The sequence below is a fragment of the Pseudomonas sp. GM48 genome, from assembly GCF_000282335.1.
In the GTDB taxonomy this organism is placed as follows: Bacteria; Pseudomonadota; Gammaproteobacteria; order Pseudomonadales; family Pseudomonadaceae; genus Aquipseudomonas.
This window is the reverse complement of the sequence record NZ_AKJM01000056.1, coordinates 1-22,336: the sequence shown is the minus strand read 5'-3', so window position 1 is coordinate 22,336 and position 22,336 is coordinate 1. Positions and strand designations below refer to the sequence as shown.

The following is a 22,336-nucleotide window of genomic DNA, read 5'->3' as shown; positions in this document are numbered from 1 at the left end:
GGTTTTTATAACATTGAAGTAACGTCCTGCAACCTTGATGTCATCTCGCTACAACCGCTGCAGATGACCGTAAAGCTTGGCGTACAGACCACCGTCAGCAATCAGTTGCTGATGATCGCCATCCTCTGCGACCTGCCCACTGTCGAATACCAGCACACGATCGGCCTGTTTTACGGCAGAAAGGCGGTGGGCAATGATCAAAGTGGTGCGATTGCTCAGGAATCGCGCCAAGGCCTGATGCAGGTTGTATTCGGTGGCGGCGTCCAGTGCCGAGGTAGCCTCGTCCAGAATCACCACTTTGGGTTCGGCCAGCACCATCCGGGCGATGGCCAGGCGTTGGCGCTGCCCGCCGGACAAACGCACACCAGAGCGCCCGACGATGCTGTCCAGGCCATTGGGCAAATCCCGGACCGTACCGTGCAATTGGGCAATTTCCAGCGCCTGCCAGCAGGCCTCGTCACTGCGTAAACGGCCCATGGTCAGGTTGGCCCGTATGGTGTCGTTGAACAGCGCCGGATGTTGCAGGACCACAGCTACATTTTCCCGCACGGTTTCCAGGCCAATTTCCTGCTGGGTCGAACCGCCAAAACGGATGGTCCCGGCCTGCGGCGTGTACAGACCAAGCAGCAACTGCACCAGCGTGCTCTTGCCGCCGCCACTGGCACCGACGATCGCGACCTTTTCGCCAGGGGCGATGGACAGGTTCATCTGGTTCAAGACCAGTTCATCACCGTAACCGAAACTCAACCCTTGCACTTCCAGCCCGACCGTCTCGCGACCGTTGAACGGATCGACTCCGCCCGGGTATTCGGGCTCATCGGCGCGGGACAGCAGCTCATTGATCCGCGACAGCGCACCGCCGGCAGCGTAGTAGGCATATTGCAGGTTCAGCAGTTGCTCCACCGGACCGATCATGAACCACAGGTAGCTGAATACCGCGAGCATCTGGCCGATTGAAAGGTCGGAAAACAGCACGGTGAGCATCGCCGCGGCCCGGAAAATATCGATGCCGAACTGGAACAGCAAACCGCTGGCACGGTTCGACGCGTCGGTTTTCCACTGCGAATTCACCGCATAGTCACGCACGTCCCGGGCGCGTTGCCCCAGGCGACCGAGGAAAAACCCCTGGCGGTTGCCGGCGCGAACTTCCTGGATCGCATCCAGCGTTTCGGTCAGTGCCTGGGTGAAGCGCGAGGTGCTGTCGTTCTCGAGTTTCTTCAGGTGCTTGACCCGCTTGCCCAGCTGCACCGTGGCGTAGATCACCAGCGGGTTGAACAGCAGAATCAGCAATGCCAGCTTCCAGTGCATCCACATCAGAATGCCGGCAGTGCCGACCAGGGTCAGCATGGCCACGAGGAAACGGCTGAGGGTTTCACCGACAAATTTGTCCAGCGTGTCCAGGTCAGTCACAAGGTGCGTGGTCACCGTGCCGCTGCCCAGGCTTTCATATTCACCGAGGGAAATACGCTTGAGCCGTTCGATCAGCCGCACACGAATGCGATAGACGATGTCCTTGGCCAGCCCGGCGAACAGTTTCGCCTGCACCACGTTGAACAGTAACGCCGTGCAACGCAGGGTCAAGGTCACCAACAGCATCAGGCCGATATAGCCCGCGGCCTTCTGCCATTCTTCAGGCAGCGCATGGTTCATGATCTTCAGCGCGGCATCACCGTGACCCAGCAACACCTCATCCACCAGCAACGGCAGGAGCAAGGGAATCGGCACGCTGCACAAGGTCGCCAACACGGCCACGCCGTTGGCGATCCACAGGGATTTCTTGTGATGCAGGGCCAGACGACGGATTTCCGCCCAGCTCAGGCGGTCGACAAGTTTAGCGGTTGAGACACCATCGGACGGGTCATGCACAGGCAGCACGCTCCAGCCAGCGGCCGAGCAACGGGGACAACTCGCTCAAAGGCTGATAGCCATTGGTCAACAACGCCAGTTGACCTTTACGCTCAGCCAGCATGGTGGGGAAACCGGCAATGCCCAGGTCCTGGACCCAGGTGAAATCGGCAGCGGTGGCCGTATGCATATCGGCCCGGTCGAAAGCGCCGGCGAACTCGATACGTGGCAAACCGGCCTGCTCCGCCAACTCCACCAGCACGCTGGCTTGCGTGACATCGCGACCTTCGGCATAAAACGCGTGCTGAATCAGCCCGAGCAATTTCCACGCGCAATCCGGCGCCAGGCTGCGCGCCGTCACCAAGGCCCGGCAGGCAGGCTCGGTATCGTAGACAAAACCGTCGGGCAGCGCGCCTTCGAGCTTGAAGGGCTGGCCGGTGGCCTCGGTGACCGCCTGCCAGTGCTCAAGGATATAGCGCCGGGTACTCGGCTCCAGCGCCGCACCGCTACCGGTGCGCAAGCCGCCCACTATCAAGTGCACCTTCACGCCTGCGGCTTGCGCCTGCTCGACCAGTGCGTTGGCCACCGGGGCAAACCCCCAGCACCAGGAGCACATCGGGTCCATCACATAGAGCAGGCGCGCAGACATGATTCAGGCCTCGGAGGATGCTTGCTTGTAGTTGTAGCCGATCGGGTGAGGCATGTTGCGAGCCTTGGCCAGTTCGATCTGTTTCTGCCGGTCGATGGCACTGCGACGGGTCTTCTCACTCAGCTTATCCCAGCAATGCGGGCAACTGATGCCGGCCACGTAATGCTCGGACGCGCGGTCTTCGATGCTGACCGGTGTGCGGCAGGCATGACATTGATCGTAGTCGCCTTCGCTCAGGTCATGGCGCACGGTCACGCGGTTGTCGAACACGAAGCAGTCGCCCTGCCACTTGGTTTCTTCCTGCGGCACCTCTTCGAGGTACTTCAGGATGCCGCCCTTGAGGTGGTAGACCTCATCAAAACCTTCGCTGAGCATGTAGCTCGACGCCTTCTCGCAGCGGATGCCGCCGGTGCAGAACATCGCGACCTTCTTGTGCACGGCCGGGTCGAAGTTGGCTTTGATGTAGTCGGGAAATTCGCGAAAACTGGTGGTTTTCGGGTCGATAGCGCCTTCGAAAGTACCGATCGAGACTTCGTAATCGTTACGAGTGTCGATCAACAGTACTTCCGGGTCGCTGATCAGCGCGTTCCAGTCCTGCGGATCGACGTAGGTGCCGACCTTTTTGTTCGGATCCACGCCGTCCACGCCGAGGGTGACGATTTCTTTCTTGAGTTTGACTTTGGTGCGGTAGAACGGCTGCTCGTCGCAGTACGACTCTTTATGGTCGATGTCATCCATGCGCGGGTCGTTCTTGAGCCAGGCCATCAGCCCGTCGATACCTTCGCGGCTGCCGGACACGGTGCCGTTGATACCTTCTTCGGCAATCAGCAGCGTGCCTTTGATGCCATTGTCGACCATCGCTTGCAGCAGAGGCTCGCGCAGGGCGACGTAATCTTCCAGGGTGACGAACTTATACAGTGCCGCCACGACAATCTGTTGTGTCATGGGTAAATCTCCAGGTGGCTACCCTCGTAAGGGGTGAACCGGATGCGAAAAAAAACGCGCCGGGTGAGCGGCGCGTTGCGGATTCTAGCAAAAAACCGGTGTTTAGTGCTTGCTGCCGCCAGCACAGGTCGGCGAGGCCGGAGCCGCGTCGATCTGTGCCCATTCCTCTGGCGTGTAGGTATGCAGTGCCAACGCATGGAACTCGCCCATCAGTTCGCCGAGCGTGCCGTAGACTTTCTGGTGACGCTTGACCCGGTTCAGGCCTTCAAACTGCGTACTGACCACCACAGCCTTGAAATGGGTCTGCAACCCGCGGCTGTGCATGTGGCTTTCATCCAGCACTTGCAGATGCTGGGGCTGGAGCAGACCCAGCGTCGATTCAATGCGTTGTTGCATGGTCATACCGAACTCCGCTTAAGGCTTTTTCTTGACTGGCGCAGCCGCGTCTTTCGGGGTCAGCTCGGCTGTCATGTCAGCCAGCAGCTTGTTGACCACCGGCACTGCGCTTTCCAGCTTGGCCTGGGTCAGCTGGGCCGATTGCTGGGTCAGCTGAGGCATTTTCTCCAGGACTTTCTTGCCCAGTGGCGACTGGTAGAACGCGACCAGGTCCTTGAGCTCGGATTCGCTGAAATTGCTGGTATAGAGCTTGACCATGTCCGGTTTCAGCTTGTTCCAGCCAATGGCCTGGTCCAGAGCGGCGTTGGCCTTGGCCTGGTAGGTTTCCAGCACGGCTTTTTTCGACTCAGGGGCTTTAGTCTGTTCGAAACGCTGGGCAAACATCTGCTGTACTTGCATGTACACCGGGGTGCCCAGTTTGTCCGCGTGCGCCATGGTCAGGAAAGCCTCGGCACTGGCGTTATGGCTGGCGGTGTCGGCAAAAACCTGGCCGCTGGCGCAGACCAAAGCAACGGCGGTACAGATGGCACGAAGACGAGTCATCGGGTTTCCTTTTCTAGCTGGCGAGGTAAGACCCCAAGGGCGTCCATTCTGCGCCTAAAAAACTCTGTCGCTCAACCCCACGCCTTGTCGCGCCTGATTTAGAGGGGTTGAATGGTCAAATTCAGACTGATGGAACCACGGCCGTCGATCACGGCCTAAACTGCGCAATCGGACCTACAGGAGTGAGCAAGATGAGCCGTATCGAAACCGACAGCCTCGGCCAGGTTGAAGTCCCGGATGAAGCCTACTGGGGCGCTCAGACGCAACGCTCGCTGATCAACTTTGCCATCGGCAACGAGCGCATGCCGCTGGCAGTGCTGCATGCCCTGGCACTGATCAAGAAAGCCGCAGCACGGGTCAATGATCGCAATGGCGACGTGCCCGCCGATATCGCCCGCCTGATCGAGCAGGCGGCCGACGAAGTGCTCGCCGGCGACCACGACGACCAGTTTCCGCTGGTGGTCTGGCAAACCGGCAGCGGCACCCAGAGCAACATGAACGTCAACGAAGTGATCGCCGGCCGTGCCAACGAGCTGGCCGGCAACCCGCGCGGCGGCAAGTCCCCGGTACACCCCAACGACCACGTCAATCGCTCCCAGAGTTCCAACGACTGCTTCCCCACCGCCATGCACATCGCGGCCGCCCAGGCGGTGCAACATCACTTGCTGCCGGCGATCAGCGAGCTGTCCGGCGGGCTGGCCGAGCTGGCTGCTCGCCACATGAAACTGGTCAAGACCGGCCGCACCCACATGATGGATGCGACACCGATCAGCTTCGGCCAGGAAATCTCGGCGTTCATCGCGCAACTCGATTACGCCGAGCGGGCGATCCGCAGCGCGCTGCCCGCGGTCTGCGAGCTGGCCCAGGGCGGAACGGCCGTCGGCACCGGGCTGAATTCCCCTCACGGGTTCGGTGAGGCCATCGCCGCAGAGTTGGCCGCCCTCTCCGGCTTGCCGTTTATCACCGCGCCGAACAAGTTCGCCGCTCTGGCTGGCCATGAGCCGCTGACCACGCTGTCCGGTGCGCTGAAAACCCTCGCCGTGACGCTGATGAAAATCGCCAACGATTTGCGCCTGCTGGGTTCCGGTCCACGCGCCGGCTTCGCCGAAGTCAAGCTGCCAGCCAATGAACCAGGCAGTTCGATCATGCCGGGCAAGGTCAACCCGACCCAGTGCGAAGCGTTGTCGATGCTGGCCTGCCAGGTCTTGGGCAATGACGTCGCCATCGGCTTTGCGGCCAGTCAGGGCCATTTGCAGTTGAACGTGTTCAAACCGGTGATCATCCATAACCTGCTGCAATCGATCCGCTTGCTGGGCGATGGTTGCAGCAACTTCCAGCAGCACTGCGTGGCGGGTCTGGAGCCGGATGCGGAAAAAATGGCTGAACACCTGGAACGAGGCCTGATGCTGGTGACGGCGCTCAACCCGCACATTGGCTATGACAAATCGGCGGAGATCGCCAAGAAGGCCTACGGTGAAGGCCTGACCTTGCGCGAGGCGGCGTTGCAGCTCGGGTATCTGACTGATGAAGAGTTCGATGCCTGGGTAAGGCCGGAGAACATGCTGGAGGCTGGGGCCAAGGGCTGAATCTGTAGCGCCTGATAGTCCGTCTTCGCGAGCAAGCCCGCTCCCACATTTGACCGCGTTCGCAGTTCAATGTGGGAGCGGGCTTGCTCGCGAAGAACGATAATACGGTCTACCGACCGACCGCCATCCGCATCCGCCGCGCCCGCAACCCGGCAATCAACGACGGCCCCAACGCCACCAGCGCCGACCCCAGCACCACCAGCACCGCACCGCCATAACCCAACCCATTGATCGTCTCGGCATGCACATAGTCGGGCCACAGCCATGCCGCCATGGCAACCGCCGCAAAAGTCACCAGCGGCGTGATGGCCAGCGTCGCGCTGACCCGGGAGGCTTCCCAATGGGCCAGGGCCTCGGCAAACGCGCCATAGGCAATCAGGGTGTTGAGGCAGCATGCCAGCAGCAACCAACCCTGCAGCGGGTTCAATTGCAGTGCTTCAAGCGGATGCACCCACGGCGTCAACAACAGCGCACAAAACAGGTAGATCACCATCATCACCTGCAGCGAATTCCACACTGTCAGCAATTGCTTCTGGCCCAGGGCATAGAAGGTCCAGACCGTGGACGCCAGCAGCACCAGCAGCACGCCGGCGGTGTAGTCGGTCAGCGACGTGAGCAACTCACTCAGGCGCTGGTTGAAAAACAGCGCAAAACCGATCAGCAGCACCAGCAGCCCGATCCCCTGCCCCAGGCTGAAACGCTCCTTGAACACAAACAGGCTGGCGATCAGCAGCATGATCGGCCCCATTTGCACCACCAGTTGCGCCGTGCCGGGGCTGAGCAGGTTCAGGCCCATCAAATACAACACATAGTTACCGACCAGGCCGAGTACCGCCATCAGCACCAGCCAGCCACCTCGCGGACCGAGCACTTTACGGCTGGGCAGGCGCCTGGTGGCCGCCAGGTAAATGAACAGGCAGCCGCCGGATACCATCAGGCGAAACCAGGTCACCGTCACCGGGTCCATCACCAGCAATACCTGCTTGAGCTTGATCGGCAGGATTCCCCACAACAACGCGGTCAGCAAGGCCAGGAACAGACCGTAAACCCAGCGACCCGATGAAATGTGCATGTGAACCCCAGCGCCGACGAACAGGAGTGGTCATTCTAGGCGTAGAGCGGCGACGCACACAGGGACAGTTATGGTCTGGCCGCGATTGAAACTGTGCGGGTCGCAATGTGAAAGACCGCGGCGCCTGCATTCGCGAGCAAGCCCGCTCCCACATTGAACGGTGTACACGGTCAAATGTGGGAGCGGGCTTGCTCGCGAAAGCTATATGGCAGTCAACACAAAGTGCGGAGACCTAGCGCACAGCTTCAAACAACCCCGTAGCCCCCATCCCGCCACCCACGCACATGGTGACGATGCCGTAACGCAGATTGCGTCGCTGCAACTCACGAACGAGATGCCCGACCTGGCGCGAACCGGTCATGCCAAACGGGTGGCCGATGGAAATCGAGCCGCCGTTGACGTTGTACCGGGCATTGTCGATTTCCAGGCGATTGCGGCTGTACAGGCACTGCGAGGCAAACGCTTCGTTGAGTTCCCACAGGTCGATGTCGTCAATCCGCAAGCCTTTGGCCTTGAGCAGTTTCGGTACCGAAAACACCGGGCCGATGCCCATCTCGTCCGGCGCACAACCGGCCACGGTAAAACCGCGGAAGAACGCTTTCGGTTTGAGCCCCAGTTCCAGCGCTTTTTCCAGGCTCATCACCAGAGTCATGGACGCGCCGTCAGACAGCTGCGACGAGTTGCCCGCCGTGACCGAGCCATCTTCGGCGAATACCGGTTTCAACCCTGCCAAACTTTCCAGGGTAGTGTCCGGGCGGTTGCAGTCATCGCGGTCGACGATGCCGTCGAGGACCTGTACCTGACCGGTGGTCTTGTCTTCGACGCGGTATTTCACCGCCATTGGCACGATTTCATCAGTGAACAGCCCGGCGGCTTGAGCCTGGGCGGTACGCTGCTGGCTTTGCAGGGCGTACAAATCCTGCTCTTCACGGCTGACGCTGTACCGACGCGCGACGATTTCAGCGGTCTGGCCCATCGGAAAGTAGATGCCCGGCACCTGTTCCTTGAGCAGCGGGTTGATCAGGTTATCGGTATTGACGCTTTTCATGGTCAGGCTGATGGATTCGACGCCACCGGCAACGATGATGTCGCTGCAACCCGAAGCGATCTGGTTGGCAGCGATAGCGATCGCCTGCAAGCCCGAGGAACAGAACCGGTTGAGGGTCATGCCGGCCGTGCCGACACCCAGGCGAGACAACACCGCGACGTTGCGACCGATATTGAAACCCTGTGCGCCTTCATTGGAGCCGGCACCGACGACGCAGTCCTCGACGCTCGCCGGATCGATACCGGTGCGCGCCAACAGCGCATCTACACAGTGTGCCGCCATGTCGTCCGGGCGGGTCATGTTGAATTTACCGCGAAAGGATTTGGCCAGGCCGGTCCGCACGCTGTCGACGATCACCACTTCACGCATGGCATACCTCATTGTTGTTGTCGGTTGAGTGTGGACCGAGCATAAGTCCACCTCTTCACCGACCGCGACAATCATTCACCTCGCGTATGCGTAACCATCGCCTCAATCCTTGTCCTTATGCTTCTTGCGCTCTTGACGGTCGGACCTTTCGAACGCCTGCTCCAGTGCCTGGTTAATGGTGCGCAGCACCTTGACCCGCGCCCAGCGCTTGTCGTTGGCTTCCACCAGGGTCCATGGCGCAATTTCGGTGCTGGTACGGTCAACCATGTCGCCGACCGCCGCCCGATAGTCATCCCATTTTTCACGGTTGCGCCAATCGTCCTCGGTGATCTTGAAGCGCTTGAACGAGATCTCTTCGCGCTCCTGGAAGCGTTCCAGTTGTGTCTGTTTGTCGATGGACAGCCAGAACTTGACCACGATCACCCTGGCGTCGGTGACCTGCTCTTCGAAATCGTTGATTTCACCGTAGGCACGCAGCCAGTCCGCCGGGCTGCAAAAACCTTCGACACGCTCCACCAACACCCGGCCATACCAGGAGCGGTCGAACACGGTGAACTTGCCCCGGGCCGGAAGATGACGCCAGAAGCGCCACAGATACGGTTGCGCCCGTTCTTCTTCGGTGGGTGCGGCAATCGGTACGATGCTGTACTGACGTGGGTCCAGTGCCGCCGCTACCCGGCGGATCGCCCCGCCCTTGCCGGCTGCGTCGTTGCCTTCGAATACCGCCACCAGTGCGTGCCGGCGCATGCGTTTGTCACGCATCAGCCCGGAAAACCGCGCCTGCTCGGTGATCAGCTGTTCTTCGTAATCTTCCTTGTCCAGGTTCAGGGTCAGGTCCAGGCTGTCGAGCAAATTCACCTGATCGACACTGGGGAATACGGGCGCGGCGCTGACCTTTTCAGGATGGATCGTCGGCCGCTTCAATGCGCCGTGCAGGCCCGCCAGCAGAATCCGCCCCACGGCCAGGTTGCGATAATGTGCATCCGCCCCGGCGATCACATGCCAGGGTGCATAGTCGCGACTGGTGCGGCGCAAGACCCGCTCACCGTACTTCACGAAGCGGTCGTAGGTTTGCGACTGCTGCCAGTCCAGCGGGCTGATGCGCCAGCTGTGCAGCGGGTCGTCGGCCAATGCCTTGAGGCGTGCCTTCATTTGCTTCTTGGAGAGGTGGAACCAGAACTTGAAGATCAGCGCACCTTCGTCACAGAGCATTTTTTCCAGGCGCTCGGCCCCGTTGATCGCCTGGTCGAGTCGTGGGTCCTTGAATTCGCCATGGACCCGTCCCTGCAGCATCTGGCTGTACCAGTTGCCGAAGAAAATCCCCATGCGGCCCTTGGCCGGAAGCATCCGCCAGTACCGCCAGGCCGGTGGCCGTGCCAGCTCTTCGTCGGTTTGCTGGTCGAACGTGCGGACCTCAATCAGGCGCGGGTCCATCCACTCATTGAGCACCTTGATCGTCTCGCCCTTGCCGGCACCTTCGATGCCGTTGATCAAAATGATCACCGGAAAGCGGCGTTGCTGCTGCAATTCGAATTGCGCTTCGAGCAACGCTTCGCGCAGGGCCGGTACTTCGGCGTCATAGGTGTCTTTGTCGATGGCGTGATCGATTTCGGCAGATTCAAACATGAGCGGCTCCCTTCCAGATGTGAGCAAGACTAGCGGATGGACCTCTTCTACGTGGAAGAAATCCATTCTTGGGGCAGATACGGAGCCTGTGGCGAGGGAGCTTGCTCCCGCTGGACGGCGAAGCCGTCCCAAACCCTTTATCAAGGGGACCGGGACCAGTGCGGCTGCTTCGCAACCGAGCGGGAGCAAGCTCCCTCGCCACAGTTTTTTGTGCAGGCCATCGATTTTCGATGACTCAGCCAATGCACGCCTTGCCACGGATCAAGCAACACCCCGTCGATCGGCTAGAATGGCGGCCTTGCCGTTGCCGAGCCTGCCATGAGACCTGTACTGCCCCACGCCCAACTCGACTGGGACGACCAAGGTCGTCCGTACTCGCGAGTGTTCGACGATGTGTACTTCTCCGATCAGTCGGGGCTGGATGAAACCCGCTATGTGTTCATCGAACAGAACCGTTTGGCCGAACGTTTTGCTGCGTTGCCGCAGGGCGGGCGCCTGGTCATCGGTGAGACGGGGTTTGGCACGGGGCTGAATTTTCTGTGTGCCTGGCAGGTGTTCGAGCAACACGCGGCGGCCCGTGCGCGGCTGCATTTTGTCAGTGTCGAAAAGTACCCGCTGAGCCCGGCTGACTTACAGCGTGCCCTGGCGCTGTGGCCGGAACTCAAGGTGTTTGCCGATCAGTTGCTGGCGCAGTACGTGGCGATCCACCAGGGTTTTCAGCGCCTGACGCTGGATAACGGCCGTGTCACCCTGACCCTGCTGATCGGCGACGCGCTGGAACAACTGCCCCAACTCGATGCCCGGATCGACGCCTGGTTCCTCGACGGTTTCGCTCCGGCGAAAAACCCCGACATGTGGACCGCCGAACTGTTTGCCGAACTCGCACGCCTGGCCGCCCCCGGCGCTTCCATCAGCACCTTCACCAGCACCGGTTGGGTGCGGCGCCTGCTCAACGCCGCCGGCTTCAAGATGAAACGCATCCCCGGCATCGGCCACAAATGGGAAATCCTGCGCGGCGAGTTTCTCGGCTGGCCGCAGGAAACGCCTGCCCCTGCCCCGGATAAACCCTGGTTTGCCCGCCCGGCTCCGCTGACCGGCGAACGCCGGGCACTGGTGATCGGTGCCGGGCTGGCTGGTTGTGCCAGTGCCGCCAGCCTCGCCGCGCGGGGCTGGCAAGTGACCTTGCTGGAGCGCCACGACGACATCGCCCAGGAAGCCTCGGGCAACCCACAGGGCGTGCTCTACCTGAAGTTATCCGCCCATGGCACGGCGCTGTCGCAAATGATCGTCAGCGGTTTCGGCTATACCCGACGACTGCTCGAACACTTGCAACGGGGCTGCGACTGGGACGATTGCGGCGTGTTGCAACTGGCCTTCAACGCCAAGGAAGCCGAACGCCAGATGCAATTGGCGCAAGCGTTTCCTGCGGATCTGTTGCACTTGGTGGATCAACCCGAGGCACAGGCCCTGGCCGGCATCGGGCTGGCACACGGGGGCCTGTTCTATCCCGAAGGCGGCTGGGTTCACCCACCGGCGCTGTGCCGGTGGCAGGCTGCGCATCCACAGATTCAATTGCTCACCCATCACGATGCGCTGGAACTGCGCAAGGTTGAGGACCAGTGGCAGGCCTGGGACGGCAAAGGCCTGCTCGCCAGCGCGCCAGTGGTGGTGCTTGCCGGTGCTGCTGAAATCCAGCGTTTCCCCGAGAGCGCCGGGTTACCGCTCAAACGCATTCGCGGACAAATCACGCGTCTGGCGCAAACCCCGCAAAGCCAGTCCCTTGGCACAGTGGTGTGTGCCGAAGGCTATGTCGCCCCCGCGCGGTTCGGCGAGCACACCCTGGGGGCCAGTTTCGACTTCAAGAGCGAAGACCTGACACCCACCACGGCAGAGCACCTGGGCAATCTGGCCATGCTCGAAGAGATTTCCCACGATCTGGTCACGCGGCTGGAGATCGATCGTATCGACCCTGAAAGCCTTCAAGGTCGCGCTGCCTTCCGCTGCACCAGTCCCGACTATTTGCCGATCGTCGGTCCGCTGGCCGACGAACAGGCCTTCGCCCAAGCCTATGCCGCGCTGGGCAAGGACGCCCGGCAAGTGCCGGATATCCCATGCCCATGGTTCGACGGTTTATATGTCAACAGCGGCCACGGCTCGCGGGGTCTGATCACCGCGCCGTTGTCCGGTGAATTGCTCGCCGCCTGGCTGGATAACGAACCCCTGCCCTTGCCCAGAAGCGTGGCTGAGGCCTGCCATCCCAACCGGTTTGCCTTGCGGCGTTTGATCCGCGGCAAGTAGTCGATACAGCAGCCGAAGTCGCCCTCACGGGGGGATTCGGCCGTGGTCAGTCGCGCATATAACCCATCGATCTAAAACTCCCCTTACCGAGGAGGGTCACTTTCTGAGTACCCGCCATTTGGGCGCGGTATCGATTGACCCTCCCCAACGGAAAAACCGGTAAGGAATTTATGTGCGGATTAGCTGGCGAGTTACGTTTTGATCATCAACCTGCAGACCTTGCAGCCATTGAACGAATCACCCATCACCTGGCCCCTCGCGGCCCCGACGCCTGGGGTTTTCATAGCCAGGGGCCGATTGCCCTGGGCCACCGGCGCCTGAAAATCATGGACCTGTCGGACGGCTCGGCGCAGCCGATGATCGACCCGCAATTGGGCTTGTCCCTGGCCTTCAACGGGGCGATCTACAACTTTCCGGAGCTGCGCGCAGAACTTGAAAGCTTGGGTTACGTCTTCTATTCCGGTGGCGACACCGAAGTGCTGCTCAAGGGTTATCACGCCTGGGGCGAAGCCTTGCTGCCGAAACTCAACGGCATGTTCGCCTTTGCCATCTGGGAGCGCGATGCCCAACGTCTGTTCATAGCCCGCGACCGTCTCGGCGTTAAACCGTTGTACCTGTCGCGCACCGGCCAGCGTTTGCGCTTTGCTTCGGCGCTGCCGGCATTGCTCAAGGGCGGCGACATCGATCCGCTCCTCGATCCCGTGGCGCTTAATCACTATCTGAATTTCCACTCTGTAGTCCCGGCACCGCGCACCTTGCTGGCGGGTATTGAAAAACTGCCACCCGCCACCTGGATACGCATCGAAGCCGATGGCCGCACCGAGCAGAAAACCTGGTGGACGCTGCCCTACGGCCCTCACGCCGATGAGATGAATCTGACCCTCGAAGACTGGCGCGACCGTGTGCTCGACAGCACCCGCGAAGCGGTTGCCATCCGCCAACGCGCGGCAGTGGATGTCGGCGTGCTGCTGTCCGGTGGCGTCGACTCGAGTTTGCTGGTGGGCTTGTTGCGGGAAGTCGGCGTGGACAATCTGTCGACCTTCTCCATCGGGTTTCAGGATGCCGGTGGCGAGCGCGGTGACGAGTTCCAGTATTCCGACCTGATCGCCCAACACTACGGCACGCAGCATCACCAGTTGCGCATCGATGAAAAAGAGATCATCGAACAGCTGCCTGCCGCGTTCCGGGCCATGAGCGAACCGATGGTCAGCCATGACTGCATCGCCTTCTACCTGCTGTCCCGGGAAGTGGCCAAACACTGCAAAGTGGTACAGAGCGGCCAGGGCGCCGACGAACTGTTCGCCGGTTACCACTGGTATCCGCAAGTGGACGGTGCGAGCGATCCGTATGCCGCGTACCGCGAAGCGTTTTTCGACCGCAGTTACGACGACTACGCCGCCACCGTGCAACCGCAATGGCTGACCGCGCATGACGCCGCCGGTGACTTCGTCAAAGCCCATTTCGCAAGCCCCGGTGCCGATGCGGCGGTGGACAAGGCCTTGCGCCTGGACAGCACGGTGATGCTGGTGGACGACCCGGTCAAACGCGTCGACAACATGACCATGGCCTGGGGCCTGGAAGCGCGCACGCCGTTTCTCGACTACCGCCTGGTGGAGTTGTCGGCACGGATTCCGGGGCGTTTCAAACTGCCGGACGGTGGCAAGCAAGTGTTGAAGGAAGCCGCACGCCAAGTGATTCCCAGTGAAGTGATCGACCGCAAGAAAGGTTACTTCCCGGTGCCGGGCCTCAAGCATTTGCAGGGCGATACGCTGGGCTGGGTGCGCGAGTTGCTGCTCGATCCCAGCCAGGATCGCGGCCTGTTCAAGCCTGCGATGCTCGACCGTCTGCTGACCGATCCACAGGGACAATTGACGCCCTTGCGCGGCTCGAAGCTGTGGCAACTGGCGGCTTTCAACCTGTGGCTCAGCGAACAAGGAATCTGACCGATGAAACCTCACGCCACGGCTTTCAGCCAACGCCTGTTGCGCGGCCAGTCGCCTTCCTACGAACGCTTGCAGGCACGTCTGGCCGAGGACGGCAGTGAACTCGGCGGAGCGCCGATCGCCGTGCATTGTGGCTGGGGCCGCTTGCTGATCGGCCACACCTTTGCCGATGCCGCGAGCCTCGCCGGGGAGTTGCTCAACGAGCAGCCCGGCGAACGGGACATTGCCCTGTACGTCGCCGCCCCCCAGCAAGTACTGGGGCTGGAGCCGACCCTGCTGTTCCTTGACCCGTCCGATACCTTGCGCCTGTGGTTCAGCGATTACCGCCAGGCCACCCGGGTGTTTCGCGGTTTTCGCATCCGGCGCGCACAAAGCGACGCCGACTGGCAGGCCATCAACCAGCTGTACCAGGCGCGCGGCATGCTGCCGATCGATGCCACCCGGCTCACTGCGCGCCACCTGGGTGGCCCGGTGTACTGGCTGGCCGAAGACGAGGACAGTGACGCGGTCATCGGCAGCGTCATGGGCTTGAACCACCACAAGGCCTTCAACGATCCGGAAAACGGCAGCAGCCTGTGGTGCCTGGCGGTCGACCCGCATTGTGCGCGGCCGGGTGTCGGTGAAGTGCTGGTGCGGCACTTGATCGAACACTTCATGAGTCGCGGTCTCGCTTACCTTGACCTGTCCGTACTGCACGACAACCGCCAGGCGAAAAGCCTTTACGCCAAACTCGGTTTTCGCAACCTCTCGACCTTCGCCATCAAGCGCAAGAACGGCATCAATCAGCCGCTGTTTCTCGGGCCAGGCCCGGAAGCGGCGTTCAACCCGTACGCGCGGATCATTGTCGAGGAAGCTCATCGTCGTGGCATCGATGTGCAGGTCGATGACGCTGACGCCGGGATGTTCACCCTCAGCCATGGCGGGCGCCGGGTACGCTGCCGTGAATCCCTGAGCGACCTGACCAGCGCCATCAGCATGAGCCTGTGCCAGGACAAAAGCCTGACCCACAAAGTGCTCAAGGCTGCCGGCTTGAACCTGCCGGCGCAGCAACTGGCGGGTAACGCCGATGACAATCTGGCGTTTCTCGATGAGCACCTGCGCGTGGTGGTCAAACCGCTGGACGGTGAACAGGGCCAAGGTGTGGCAGTGGATTTGCAAACCATCGACGAAGTTCAGCAAGCCATCGAGGCCGCCCGCCGCTTTGACAGCCGCGTGCTGCTGGAAAGCTTCCACGAAGGCCTCGACCTGCGAATCCTGGTGATCGGTTTTGAAGTGGTCGCGGCCGCCATTCGCCGGCCGGCTGAAGTAGTCGGCGACGGCCAGCACTCCATCGGCGCCTTGATCAAAGCCCAGAGCCGGCGGCGACAAGCGGCCACGGGCGGCGAAAGCAAGATCCCGCTGGACCAGGAAACCCTGCGCACCTTGCATGCCGCCGGATACGACTACAGCAGCATTCTGCCGACCGGCGAGCATCTGTTCGTACGGCGTACGGCGAACCTCCATACAGGTGGCGTTCTTGAGGACGTGACGGCGATCCTGCATCCGACGCTGGTGGACGCCGCCGTGCGGTCAGCGCGGGCGCTGGACATTCCCATGGTCGGCCTTGACCTGATGGTGTCCGCCGCTGACCAGGCGGATTACGTGTTTATCGAAGCCAACGAGCGGGCCGGGCTGGCCAATCACGAACCGCAACCCACGGCGGAGCGGTTTGTGGATTTGCTGTTTCCGCACAGTCAGCCGGTGGTGCCTTAGTTCTGTGGTGTCTGGACTGGCCTCTTCGCGAGCAAGCCCGCTCCCACTTTTGATCGCGTTTCCCTGTGGGAGCGGGCTTGCTCGCGAAGGCGGCCTGAAAGGCGCCTCAACTCATCAGGAGTTTCCATGACCAGTAAAATCCCCGAACCGGACCTCGTCTACCTGCAAAAAGTCCTGCTGGAAATGCTCGCCATTCCCAGCCCCACCGGGTTCACCGATACCATCGTGCGCTATGTCGCCGAACGCCTTGAAGAACTCGGGATTCCCTTCGAAATGACCCGTCGCGGCACCATCCGCGCCACGCTCAAAGGCAAGAAAAACAGCCCCGACCGCGCCGTTTCCGCCCACCTGGACACCATCGGCGCAGCAGTGCGTGCGGTAAAGGACAACGGCCGCCTGAGCCTCGCGCCAGTCGGCTGTTGGTCCAGCCGCTTTGCCGAAGGCAGTCGGGTCAGCCTGTTTACCGACAATGGCGTGATCCGCGGCAGTGTCTTGCCGCTGATGGCTTCCGGGCACGCATTCAATACCGCCGTGGATGAGATGCCGATCAGTTGGGACCACATCGAATTGCGTCTGGATGCCTACTGCGCCACCCGCGCCGACTGCGAGTCGCTGGGGATCAGCGTCGGCGATTTCGTCGCCTTCGACCCGTTGCCGGAGTTCACCGAAAGCGGCCACATCAGCGCCCGCCACCTCGATGACAAGGCCGGGGTAGCCGCACTGCTGGCGGCGCTCAAAGCCATCGTCGACAGTGGCGAAGACCTGATGATCGACTGCCATCCGCTGTTCACCATCACCGAGGAAACCGGCAGCGGCGCGGCAGCGGCGTTGCCCTGGGACGTCAGTGAGTTCGTCGGCATCGACATCGCACCAGTCGCGCCAGGCCAACACTCCAGCGAGCACGCCGTGAGCATCGCGATGCAGGATTCCGGCGGGCCGTATGACTATCACCTGTCGCGCCATCTCCTGCGCCTGGCCAGTGACAACGAGTTGCCGGCACGCCGCGACCTGTTCCGCTACTACTTCAGCGACGCCCATTCGGCGGTCACCGCCGGCCACGACATTCGCACCGCCCTGCTCGCCTTCGGCTGCGACGCCACCCACGGCTACGAGCGCACCCACATCGACAGCCTCGCCGCCCTGAGCCGCCTGCTCGGCGCGTACATCCTCAGCCCGCCAGTGTTTGCCAGTGATGCGCAACCGGCCAAGGGCTCACTGGATCGCTTCAGTCATCAACTTGAACACGACACCCAAATGGAAAGCGATACGCGGGTGCCGTCGGTGGACAGCCTGGTGGGGCAGCGGTCGGAGAACTGAGTTGAAACGCGGAGACATTCGGTGTCTGGTCCGGCGCCTTCGCGAGCAAGCCCGCTCCCACAGTTGACCGAGTTACTCCAGGAAAATGCGGTCGAATGTGGGAGCGGGCTTGCTCGCGAAGGCAATCTGTCAGACAACACAGGATCCCGGGCTGGCCGTCCTCGCCCAATCGCCGTAGCATCGCGCCATTGATCCAATCGAGGTGCCTATGCTGATTCCCCACGACCAACTTGAAGTCGACACCCTCACCCGTCTGATCGAGGATTTCGTGACCCGCGACGGCACCGACAATGGTGACGACACACCGCTGGAAACCCGCGTACTACGCGTGCGCCAGGCCTTGACCAAGGGGCAGGCACTGATTGTCTTCGACCCGGAAAGCGAACAATGCCAACTGATGCTCAAGCACGACGTGCCCAAGCACCTGTTTGACTGAAGCCTTCAGCGTCCCTTGGTTTTCTCCAGTTTGTTCTGGATGCGTTCGTAGATTTCGGAGCGGTGCACATTGACGTCCTGAGGCGCCTCGACGCCAAAGCGAACGTTGTTTCCGTTGATCGCGAGAACGCGCACGCAAATGTTGTCACCGATGGAAATGGTTTCGCCCACAACGCGACTGAGTACGAGCATGAGGAGTGTCCTTCAGGGGTTACTGGCCCTTGAAGATGCCCGGCCCGTCGTACGCCTACAATGCTCCGACAGCAAACCGGACCAGACTGACAGCCCCTGAGCCACCCCGCTGACGGAAAAGTCTGACACGCCGGGTGATTGTAGGGCCGTTCTGTCAGGACGCGGAGAATCGCGGCCCGAAAAGAATGATGCTCGCGCCAATCACACACAGCGCCACGCCAAGCCAGTCCGAACCCAGCGGACGAATCCGCTCGACCACGGCCAACCAGCCAATTGACGCAATGATGTAGATGCCACCGTAAGCGGCATAGGCGCGGCCGGCATAGGCGGCTTCGATACGGGTCAGCAGCAGGGCGAACAGGGTCAGGCTGAGAAGCGCCGGCACCACCCACCACATGCTTTTACCCTGGCGCAGCCACATCCAGAAGGCAAAGCAACCGGCAATTTCGAACAGCGCTGCGAGGAAAAACCACAGGTAATTGAGCATGCAAATGTCTCGCGAGGATGGCCAATGGCGGCCACCCTAACCACCGCGTTGCCTATGGGCAAGATCAGCTTGCGGATTGCCTGGCCTTGGCGCGCATTTTATCGGCCATGACCGTCATTTCGTTGTAGAGCAACTGCGGGTTCTTCTGTTTCATCGCCCAGGCCATGCGGCCCTGTTCGTGGGGCAGGATCATGAACTCGCCGGTGGCGACCTGCCGGTAGATGTAATCGGCGATGTCGGCGGCGCTGATCGGCGAACTTTCCAGCAACTTGCCGACCTGGGCTTTCATGGCCGGGGTCGGGCCGCGGAAGGAGTCCAGCAGGTTGGTCTGGAAGAACGACGGACACACCACATGCACGCCGATTTCCTGATGCGCCAGCTCGATCAGCAGGCTTTCGGACAACGCCACCACGCCCGCCTTGGCCACGTTGTAGTTGCTCATTGCCGGGCCTTGCATCAGCGCGGCCATGGACGCGATGTTGATGATCTTGCCTTTGCTTTTTTCCAGCAGCGGCAGGAAAGCCTTGCAGCCCTTGACCACGCCCATCAGGTTGATCGCGATCTGCCAGTCCCAATCCTCCAGAGACAATTCACTGAAGAACCCGCCAGACGCCACACCCGCGTTGTTGACGATGACATCGATACCGCCGAGCTTGACTTCACAAGCCTGGGCGAACGCCGTCAGCTGGCTGTAATCGCGCACGTCGCAGCGCTGGATAAAACCATCACCGCCGGCTTCACGGACCAGCTTCAGGGTTTCCTGCAAACCGGGCTCGCTGACGTCCGACAAGGCCAGTTGCCAGCCTTCACGCGCCCAGCGCAGCGCGATTTCGCGACCCAGGCCAGAGCCTGCACCAGTGATCATCATGCGATTTTGCATAGCAAACAGCCTTGTTGTTCTCGAAGATGCATCGAGTGTAGCGAAGGAAACTCCCCGACCCACGCTCCATCAGATTGCTGAATGGCCCGGGCAAACCGCGGGCACGCCTGAAGTAACCAAGGCAACCACAAACGAAATAAGAGCCTGTTCGAAATACTTCAAAAAAACCTGGAATTATCCTGTAAGTGCAAGAGTCGAAATTTTTAAGCAGCTTGAATTTACTTTATTCCCGCTGACCTAGATTGGCATGGTCAACCCACTGCATTTTCGACAAGGAAATAGACATGGGCACAATACTTCTCGTCATCCTGATCCTGTTACTGATCGGTGGTTTGCCGGTCTTCCCGCACTCCAGAAGTTGGGGTTATGGCCCGTCCGGAATTATCGGCGTGGTGTTGGCGGTGTTGTTGATCCTGCTCTTGCTCGGCCGAATATAAAATCCGCAAGGCAAAAAAAGAGGCCCTTGAAGGGCCTCTTTTCTATTGCGTCACAACTTATTGCGGCGTGCCGTGAACTACACCGGCGGTGTTGTCCAGCAGGCTCTTGGTCGCGGTTTGCAGGAACGCTTCGAGCTTGAGTTTCAACTCAGCGGAACGCGCTGCATCCGCAATGATCTCGGCGTGCGGCGTAGCGCCCATTTCGTACTGGTACAACTTCGGCGCCATGTCCTTTTCCTTCGGCAACACAAGGATCCGGTCGTCGCTGAGGATGGCCGTGGTCTGCTCGTTACCCGAAGGTTTGATCACACCAAAACCCTTATCGCCTTCAGGCAGGTTGAGCAGGTCGCGGCCCCAGCATTGCTGGCGAGTTTCGCCGCCCAGGCGGCCCATGATGGTCGGCACGATGTCGATCTGGGTGCCCACTGTGTGGTCGCGCTGGCCGAACTTCTCCTGGATGCCCGGTGCGATCATCAACATCGGCACGTTGAAGCGGCCCAGGTCCATTTCGGTGATTTGCTGTTCGTTGCCGAAACCGTGGTCACCCACGATGACAAACAGGGTTTCCTTGAAGTACGGCTCCTTGCGGGCCTTTTCAAAGAACTGGCCCAATGCCCAGTCCGCGTAACGCATGGCGGTCAAGTGTTCGTTCAGGTTTCCGCGATTGGTCACCGGCTCGACCGGCAATGGTGTCGGCAAGGCATAAGGCGTGTGGTTGGACAGGGTTTGCAGCAAGGCGTAGAACGGTTTGCCGTTTTCACGCGCCTTGAGCTCTTGCAGGCTGCGATCGAACATATCCTGGTCGGACACGCCCCAGGTCGGGTCGGAGAACACCGGATTCACGAAATCGTTACGGCCGATGAAGTTGGTCATGCCCTGGTTGCTGAAGAAACCCGACTGGTTGTCCCAGGCGAAATCGCCGTTGTAGACGTACACGTCGTCATAGTGACGGGCACTAAGCAACTGCGGCAGGCCGGACAGCTTGTGGCTGCCTTCCGGGGTCTGCATCAGGTATTCGAAACCCGGCAGGTTCGGGAAGCAACCCATGGTGGCGAACATGCCCTGGTGGGTATGGGTACCGTTGGAGAAGAAACGGTCGAACAGCAGGCCTTCCTTCGACAGTTTGTCGAGGTACGGCGTGATGTTGCCCGGCCCGCCCAAAGCACCCACCGAGTGACCGGCCATGCTTTCCATCAGGATCACAACGACGTTCTTGATCGGCAGGGTCTTGTCGGCCGGCGGCGTGTAGTCACGACGTACGGCGGCCATATCGGCCTCGACCAGTTTTTCGTCCGGCAGCACCAGCATGTCACGCACGATCTGTTGGGCTTGCTCTTGAGGCAGGGTGGCCTTCCAGATGTTGTCGCGTTCTTCGGAGATCCGGCTCTTGGCGGCAGCCACCAATTGCAGGGTGCCGTTGAGGCCCAACTGGTTGGCGAAGTTCGAGTTGGTGGTATAGACGTCACCCCAGCGTAGCGGCGGGCCCTGGCGCAGAGTGCCACGCGCGGCGACTACGCAAACCAGCAAACAAACCACGAATACCGCAATTCGCGCATACCACGGTGCAACCTGGCGCGTGCCGATGCTGCCGCCACTGAACGGGCCACGGGGACGGGTCGCACGGTCGGCGCCCTTGAATGCCAGGCTCAGGATCCAGGTACCCACGGCCCATGCCAGCAGGTAACGGACCACCGGGAAACCGTACCAGAGCATGCTCATCACGGTTTTCGGATCTTCCTTGACGTACTGGAAGACCAGGCCGTTGAGGCGCTGGTGGAACTCACGATAGAAGTCCATCTCCATCAGGCCCAGGAACAGCGCAATGCTGGAGACGATCGTCAGCCACAGACGGAACAGCCCGCGTGCCGCCATGGCCCGGGCGCTGAACAATGCCAGCAGCAACGGAATACTGAGATAGACCACCAGACGCACGTCGAAACGCAGACCGTTGGCGAATGCCTCGAGGAAAGTCGAAGCCGGTGTGTCGAGGATCATCGAGCGGTTGTAAACCAGCAGCGCGACGCGCAGCAGGCTGAACATGACCATCATGACCAGGGCACACAACAGCGTGTAGGCCAGATGCGATTTGACGGTCGGTTGCAGCAGGCGACTAGAAGCTCGCTGCTGATTCAGGGCGTCCGGGATTGCCATGTCGTTTTAGGACCCATTGGAAGTTGAAGTTTCAAAAATACAGCTGCGCCCTGCCCTCTTTTTGGCCAATACCAGGCCCCGGGGATTGCGCGGTGCGCAAATGTTGCACGATCAACGGCGGCATTGCCATTGATTACTGCCCGCAATGTTGGCGCGGGCGAATTGTCTTGGACACTTTGTGAAAATTTCGTGCAACGCATATCCGGAAACACAATAAACCCCAGGCAAAACACGCTCTTTGTAGCAGCTGGCGAAGCCTGCGTTCGGCTGCGCAGCAGTCGTAAGATCAGCCGGCGCGGTTCTTCAGGAAGACCGGGGGCTCAGGGTTTTACGACTGCTGCGCAGCCGAACGCAGCCTCGCAGGC

The 22,336-nt window shown here is 60.8% G+C and carries 19 protein-coding genes; 7 read left to right on the top strand and 12 right to left on the bottom strand.

All coding sequences use genetic code 11. The annotated features are described in order from the left end of the window. Window positions 1-48: 48 nt before the first annotated feature. The 5 genes from PMI28_RS18375 to PMI28_RS18395 form a co-directional block, all read right to left on the bottom strand. On the bottom strand, window positions 49-1,866 hold the full coding sequence (locus PMI28_RS18375; RefSeq protein WP_007985373.1) for an ABC transporter ATP-binding protein: 1,818 nt from the start codon (window positions 1,864-1,866) through the stop codon (window positions 49-51). Continuing rightward, window positions 1,859-2,461, bottom strand: a complete 603-nt coding sequence (locus tag PMI28_RS18380) for a DsbA family protein (protein WP_177318963.1) — start codon at window positions 2,459-2,461, stop codon at window positions 1,859-1,861. Before PMI28_RS18380 ends, PMI28_RS18375 begins: the two co-directional genes overlap by 8 nt. Window positions 2,462-2,497: 36 nt before the next feature. Continuing rightward, window positions 2,498-3,439 carry an oxygen-dependent tRNA uridine(34) hydroxylase TrhO gene (gene trhO, locus PMI28_RS18385; protein WP_007985371.1) on the bottom strand — a complete coding sequence of 314 codons (942 nt, stop codon included), beginning with the start codon at window positions 3,437-3,439 and terminating at the stop codon, window positions 2,498-2,500. A 102-nt stretch (window positions 3,440-3,541) separates the two neighbouring features. Beyond that, window positions 3,542-3,841, bottom strand: coding sequence for a BolA family protein (locus PMI28_RS18390; RefSeq protein ID WP_007985370.1), 300 nt, complete (start codon window positions 3,839-3,841; stop codon window positions 3,542-3,544). Window positions 3,842-3,853: 12 nt separating this feature from the next. Beyond that, on the bottom strand, window positions 3,854-4,378 hold the full coding sequence (locus tag PMI28_RS18395) for a DUF2059 domain-containing protein (RefSeq protein ID WP_007985367.1): 525 nt from the start codon (window positions 4,376-4,378) through the stop codon (window positions 3,854-3,856). A gap of 191 nt (window positions 4,379-4,569) precedes the next feature. Between PMI28_RS18395 and PMI28_RS18400 the strand changes: the two genes are divergently transcribed. Next, a complete protein-coding gene (locus PMI28_RS18400) occupies window positions 4,570-5,964 on the top strand; it encodes a class II fumarate hydratase (RefSeq protein WP_007985366.1) in 1,395 nt (464 codons plus the stop codon). A gap of 109 nt (window positions 5,965-6,073) precedes the next feature. Here the strand turns inward: PMI28_RS18400 and PMI28_RS18405 are convergent, their stop codons facing one another. The 3 genes from PMI28_RS18405 to pap all read right to left on the bottom strand — a co-directional run bounded on the left by PMI28_RS18405 (window position 6,074) and on the right by pap (window position 10,079). Further along, window positions 6,074-7,036, bottom strand: coding sequence for a DMT family transporter (locus PMI28_RS18405; protein WP_007985364.1), 963 nt, complete (start codon window positions 7,034-7,036; stop codon window positions 6,074-6,076). Between the two features lie 232 nt (window positions 7,037-7,268). After that, on the bottom strand, window positions 7,269-8,453 hold the full coding sequence (locus tag PMI28_RS18410) for a thiolase family protein (RefSeq protein WP_007985362.1): 1,185 nt from the start codon (window positions 8,451-8,453) through the stop codon (window positions 7,269-7,271). A gap of 102 nt (window positions 8,454-8,555) precedes the next feature. Beyond that, window positions 8,556-10,079, bottom strand: a complete 1,524-nt coding sequence (pap, locus tag PMI28_RS18415) for a polyphosphate:AMP phosphotransferase (protein ID WP_007985360.1) — start codon at window positions 10,077-10,079, stop codon at window positions 8,556-8,558. A 318-nt stretch (window positions 10,080-10,397) separates the two neighbouring features. Between pap and mnmC the strand changes: the two genes are divergently transcribed. The 5 genes from mnmC to PMI28_RS18440 all read left to right on the top strand — a co-directional run bounded on the left by mnmC (window position 10,398) and on the right by PMI28_RS18440 (window position 17,825). Then, window positions 10,398-12,377, top strand: a complete 1,980-nt coding sequence (gene mnmC, locus PMI28_RS18420; RefSeq protein ID WP_007985359.1) for a bifunctional tRNA (5-methylaminomethyl-2-thiouridine)(34)-methyltransferase MnmD/FAD-dependent 5-carboxymethylaminomethyl-2-thiouridine(34) oxidoreductase MnmC — start codon at window positions 10,398-10,400, stop codon at window positions 12,375-12,377. A 170-nt stretch (window positions 12,378-12,547) separates the two neighbouring features. Then, the gene (locus tag PMI28_RS18425) at window positions 12,548-14,320 is read left to right on the top strand and encodes an N-acetylglutaminylglutamine amidotransferase (RefSeq protein WP_007985357.1); all 1,773 of its coding nucleotides are present in this window, start codon (window positions 12,548-12,550) and stop codon (window positions 14,318-14,320) included. Between the two features lie 3 nt (window positions 14,321-14,323). Continuing rightward, window positions 14,324-16,072, top strand: a complete 1,749-nt coding sequence (gene ngg / locus PMI28_RS18430) for an N-acetylglutaminylglutamine synthetase (protein WP_007985355.1) — start codon at window positions 14,324-14,326, stop codon at window positions 16,070-16,072. A gap of 126 nt (window positions 16,073-16,198) precedes the next feature. Continuing rightward, on the top strand, window positions 16,199-17,389 hold the full coding sequence (locus PMI28_RS18435) for an osmoprotectant NAGGN system M42 family peptidase (protein ID WP_007985354.1): 1,191 nt from the start codon (window positions 16,199-16,201) through the stop codon (window positions 17,387-17,389). Between the two features lie 208 nt (window positions 17,390-17,597). Then, the gene (locus PMI28_RS18440; protein WP_003199186.1) at window positions 17,598-17,825 is read left to right on the top strand and encodes a YheU family protein; all 228 of its coding nucleotides are present in this window, start codon (window positions 17,598-17,600) and stop codon (window positions 17,823-17,825) included. A gap of 5 nt (window positions 17,826-17,830) precedes the next feature. Here PMI28_RS18440 and csrA read toward each other — a convergent pair whose 3' ends face one another. From csrA to PMI28_RS18455, 3 genes are all read right to left on the bottom strand, one after another. Further along, window positions 17,831-18,016, bottom strand: a complete 186-nt coding sequence (gene csrA / locus PMI28_RS18445) for a carbon storage regulator CsrA (RefSeq protein ID WP_007985351.1) — start codon at window positions 18,014-18,016, stop codon at window positions 17,831-17,833. Between the two features lie 154 nt (window positions 18,017-18,170). After that, window positions 18,171-18,503, bottom strand: coding sequence for a YnfA family protein (locus tag PMI28_RS18450; RefSeq protein ID WP_007985350.1), 333 nt, complete (start codon window positions 18,501-18,503; stop codon window positions 18,171-18,173). Between the two features lie 64 nt (window positions 18,504-18,567). Then, a complete protein-coding gene (locus tag PMI28_RS18455) occupies window positions 18,568-19,383 on the bottom strand; it encodes an SDR family oxidoreductase (protein WP_007985348.1) in 816 nt (271 codons plus the stop codon). 278 nt (window positions 19,384-19,661) lie between these two features. Between PMI28_RS18455 and PMI28_RS29525 the strand changes: the two genes are divergently transcribed. Further along, window positions 19,662-19,820, top strand: coding sequence for a DUF3309 family protein (locus PMI28_RS29525; protein ID WP_177318962.1), 159 nt, complete (start codon window positions 19,662-19,664; stop codon window positions 19,818-19,820). A 57-nt stretch (window positions 19,821-19,877) separates the two neighbouring features. Here the strand turns inward: PMI28_RS29525 and PMI28_RS18465 are convergent, their stop codons facing one another. Beyond that, on the bottom strand, window positions 19,878-21,971 hold the full coding sequence (locus PMI28_RS18465; protein ID WP_007985345.1) for an LTA synthase family protein: 2,094 nt from the start codon (window positions 21,969-21,971) through the stop codon (window positions 19,878-19,880). Window positions 21,972-22,336 lie beyond the last annotated feature (365 nt).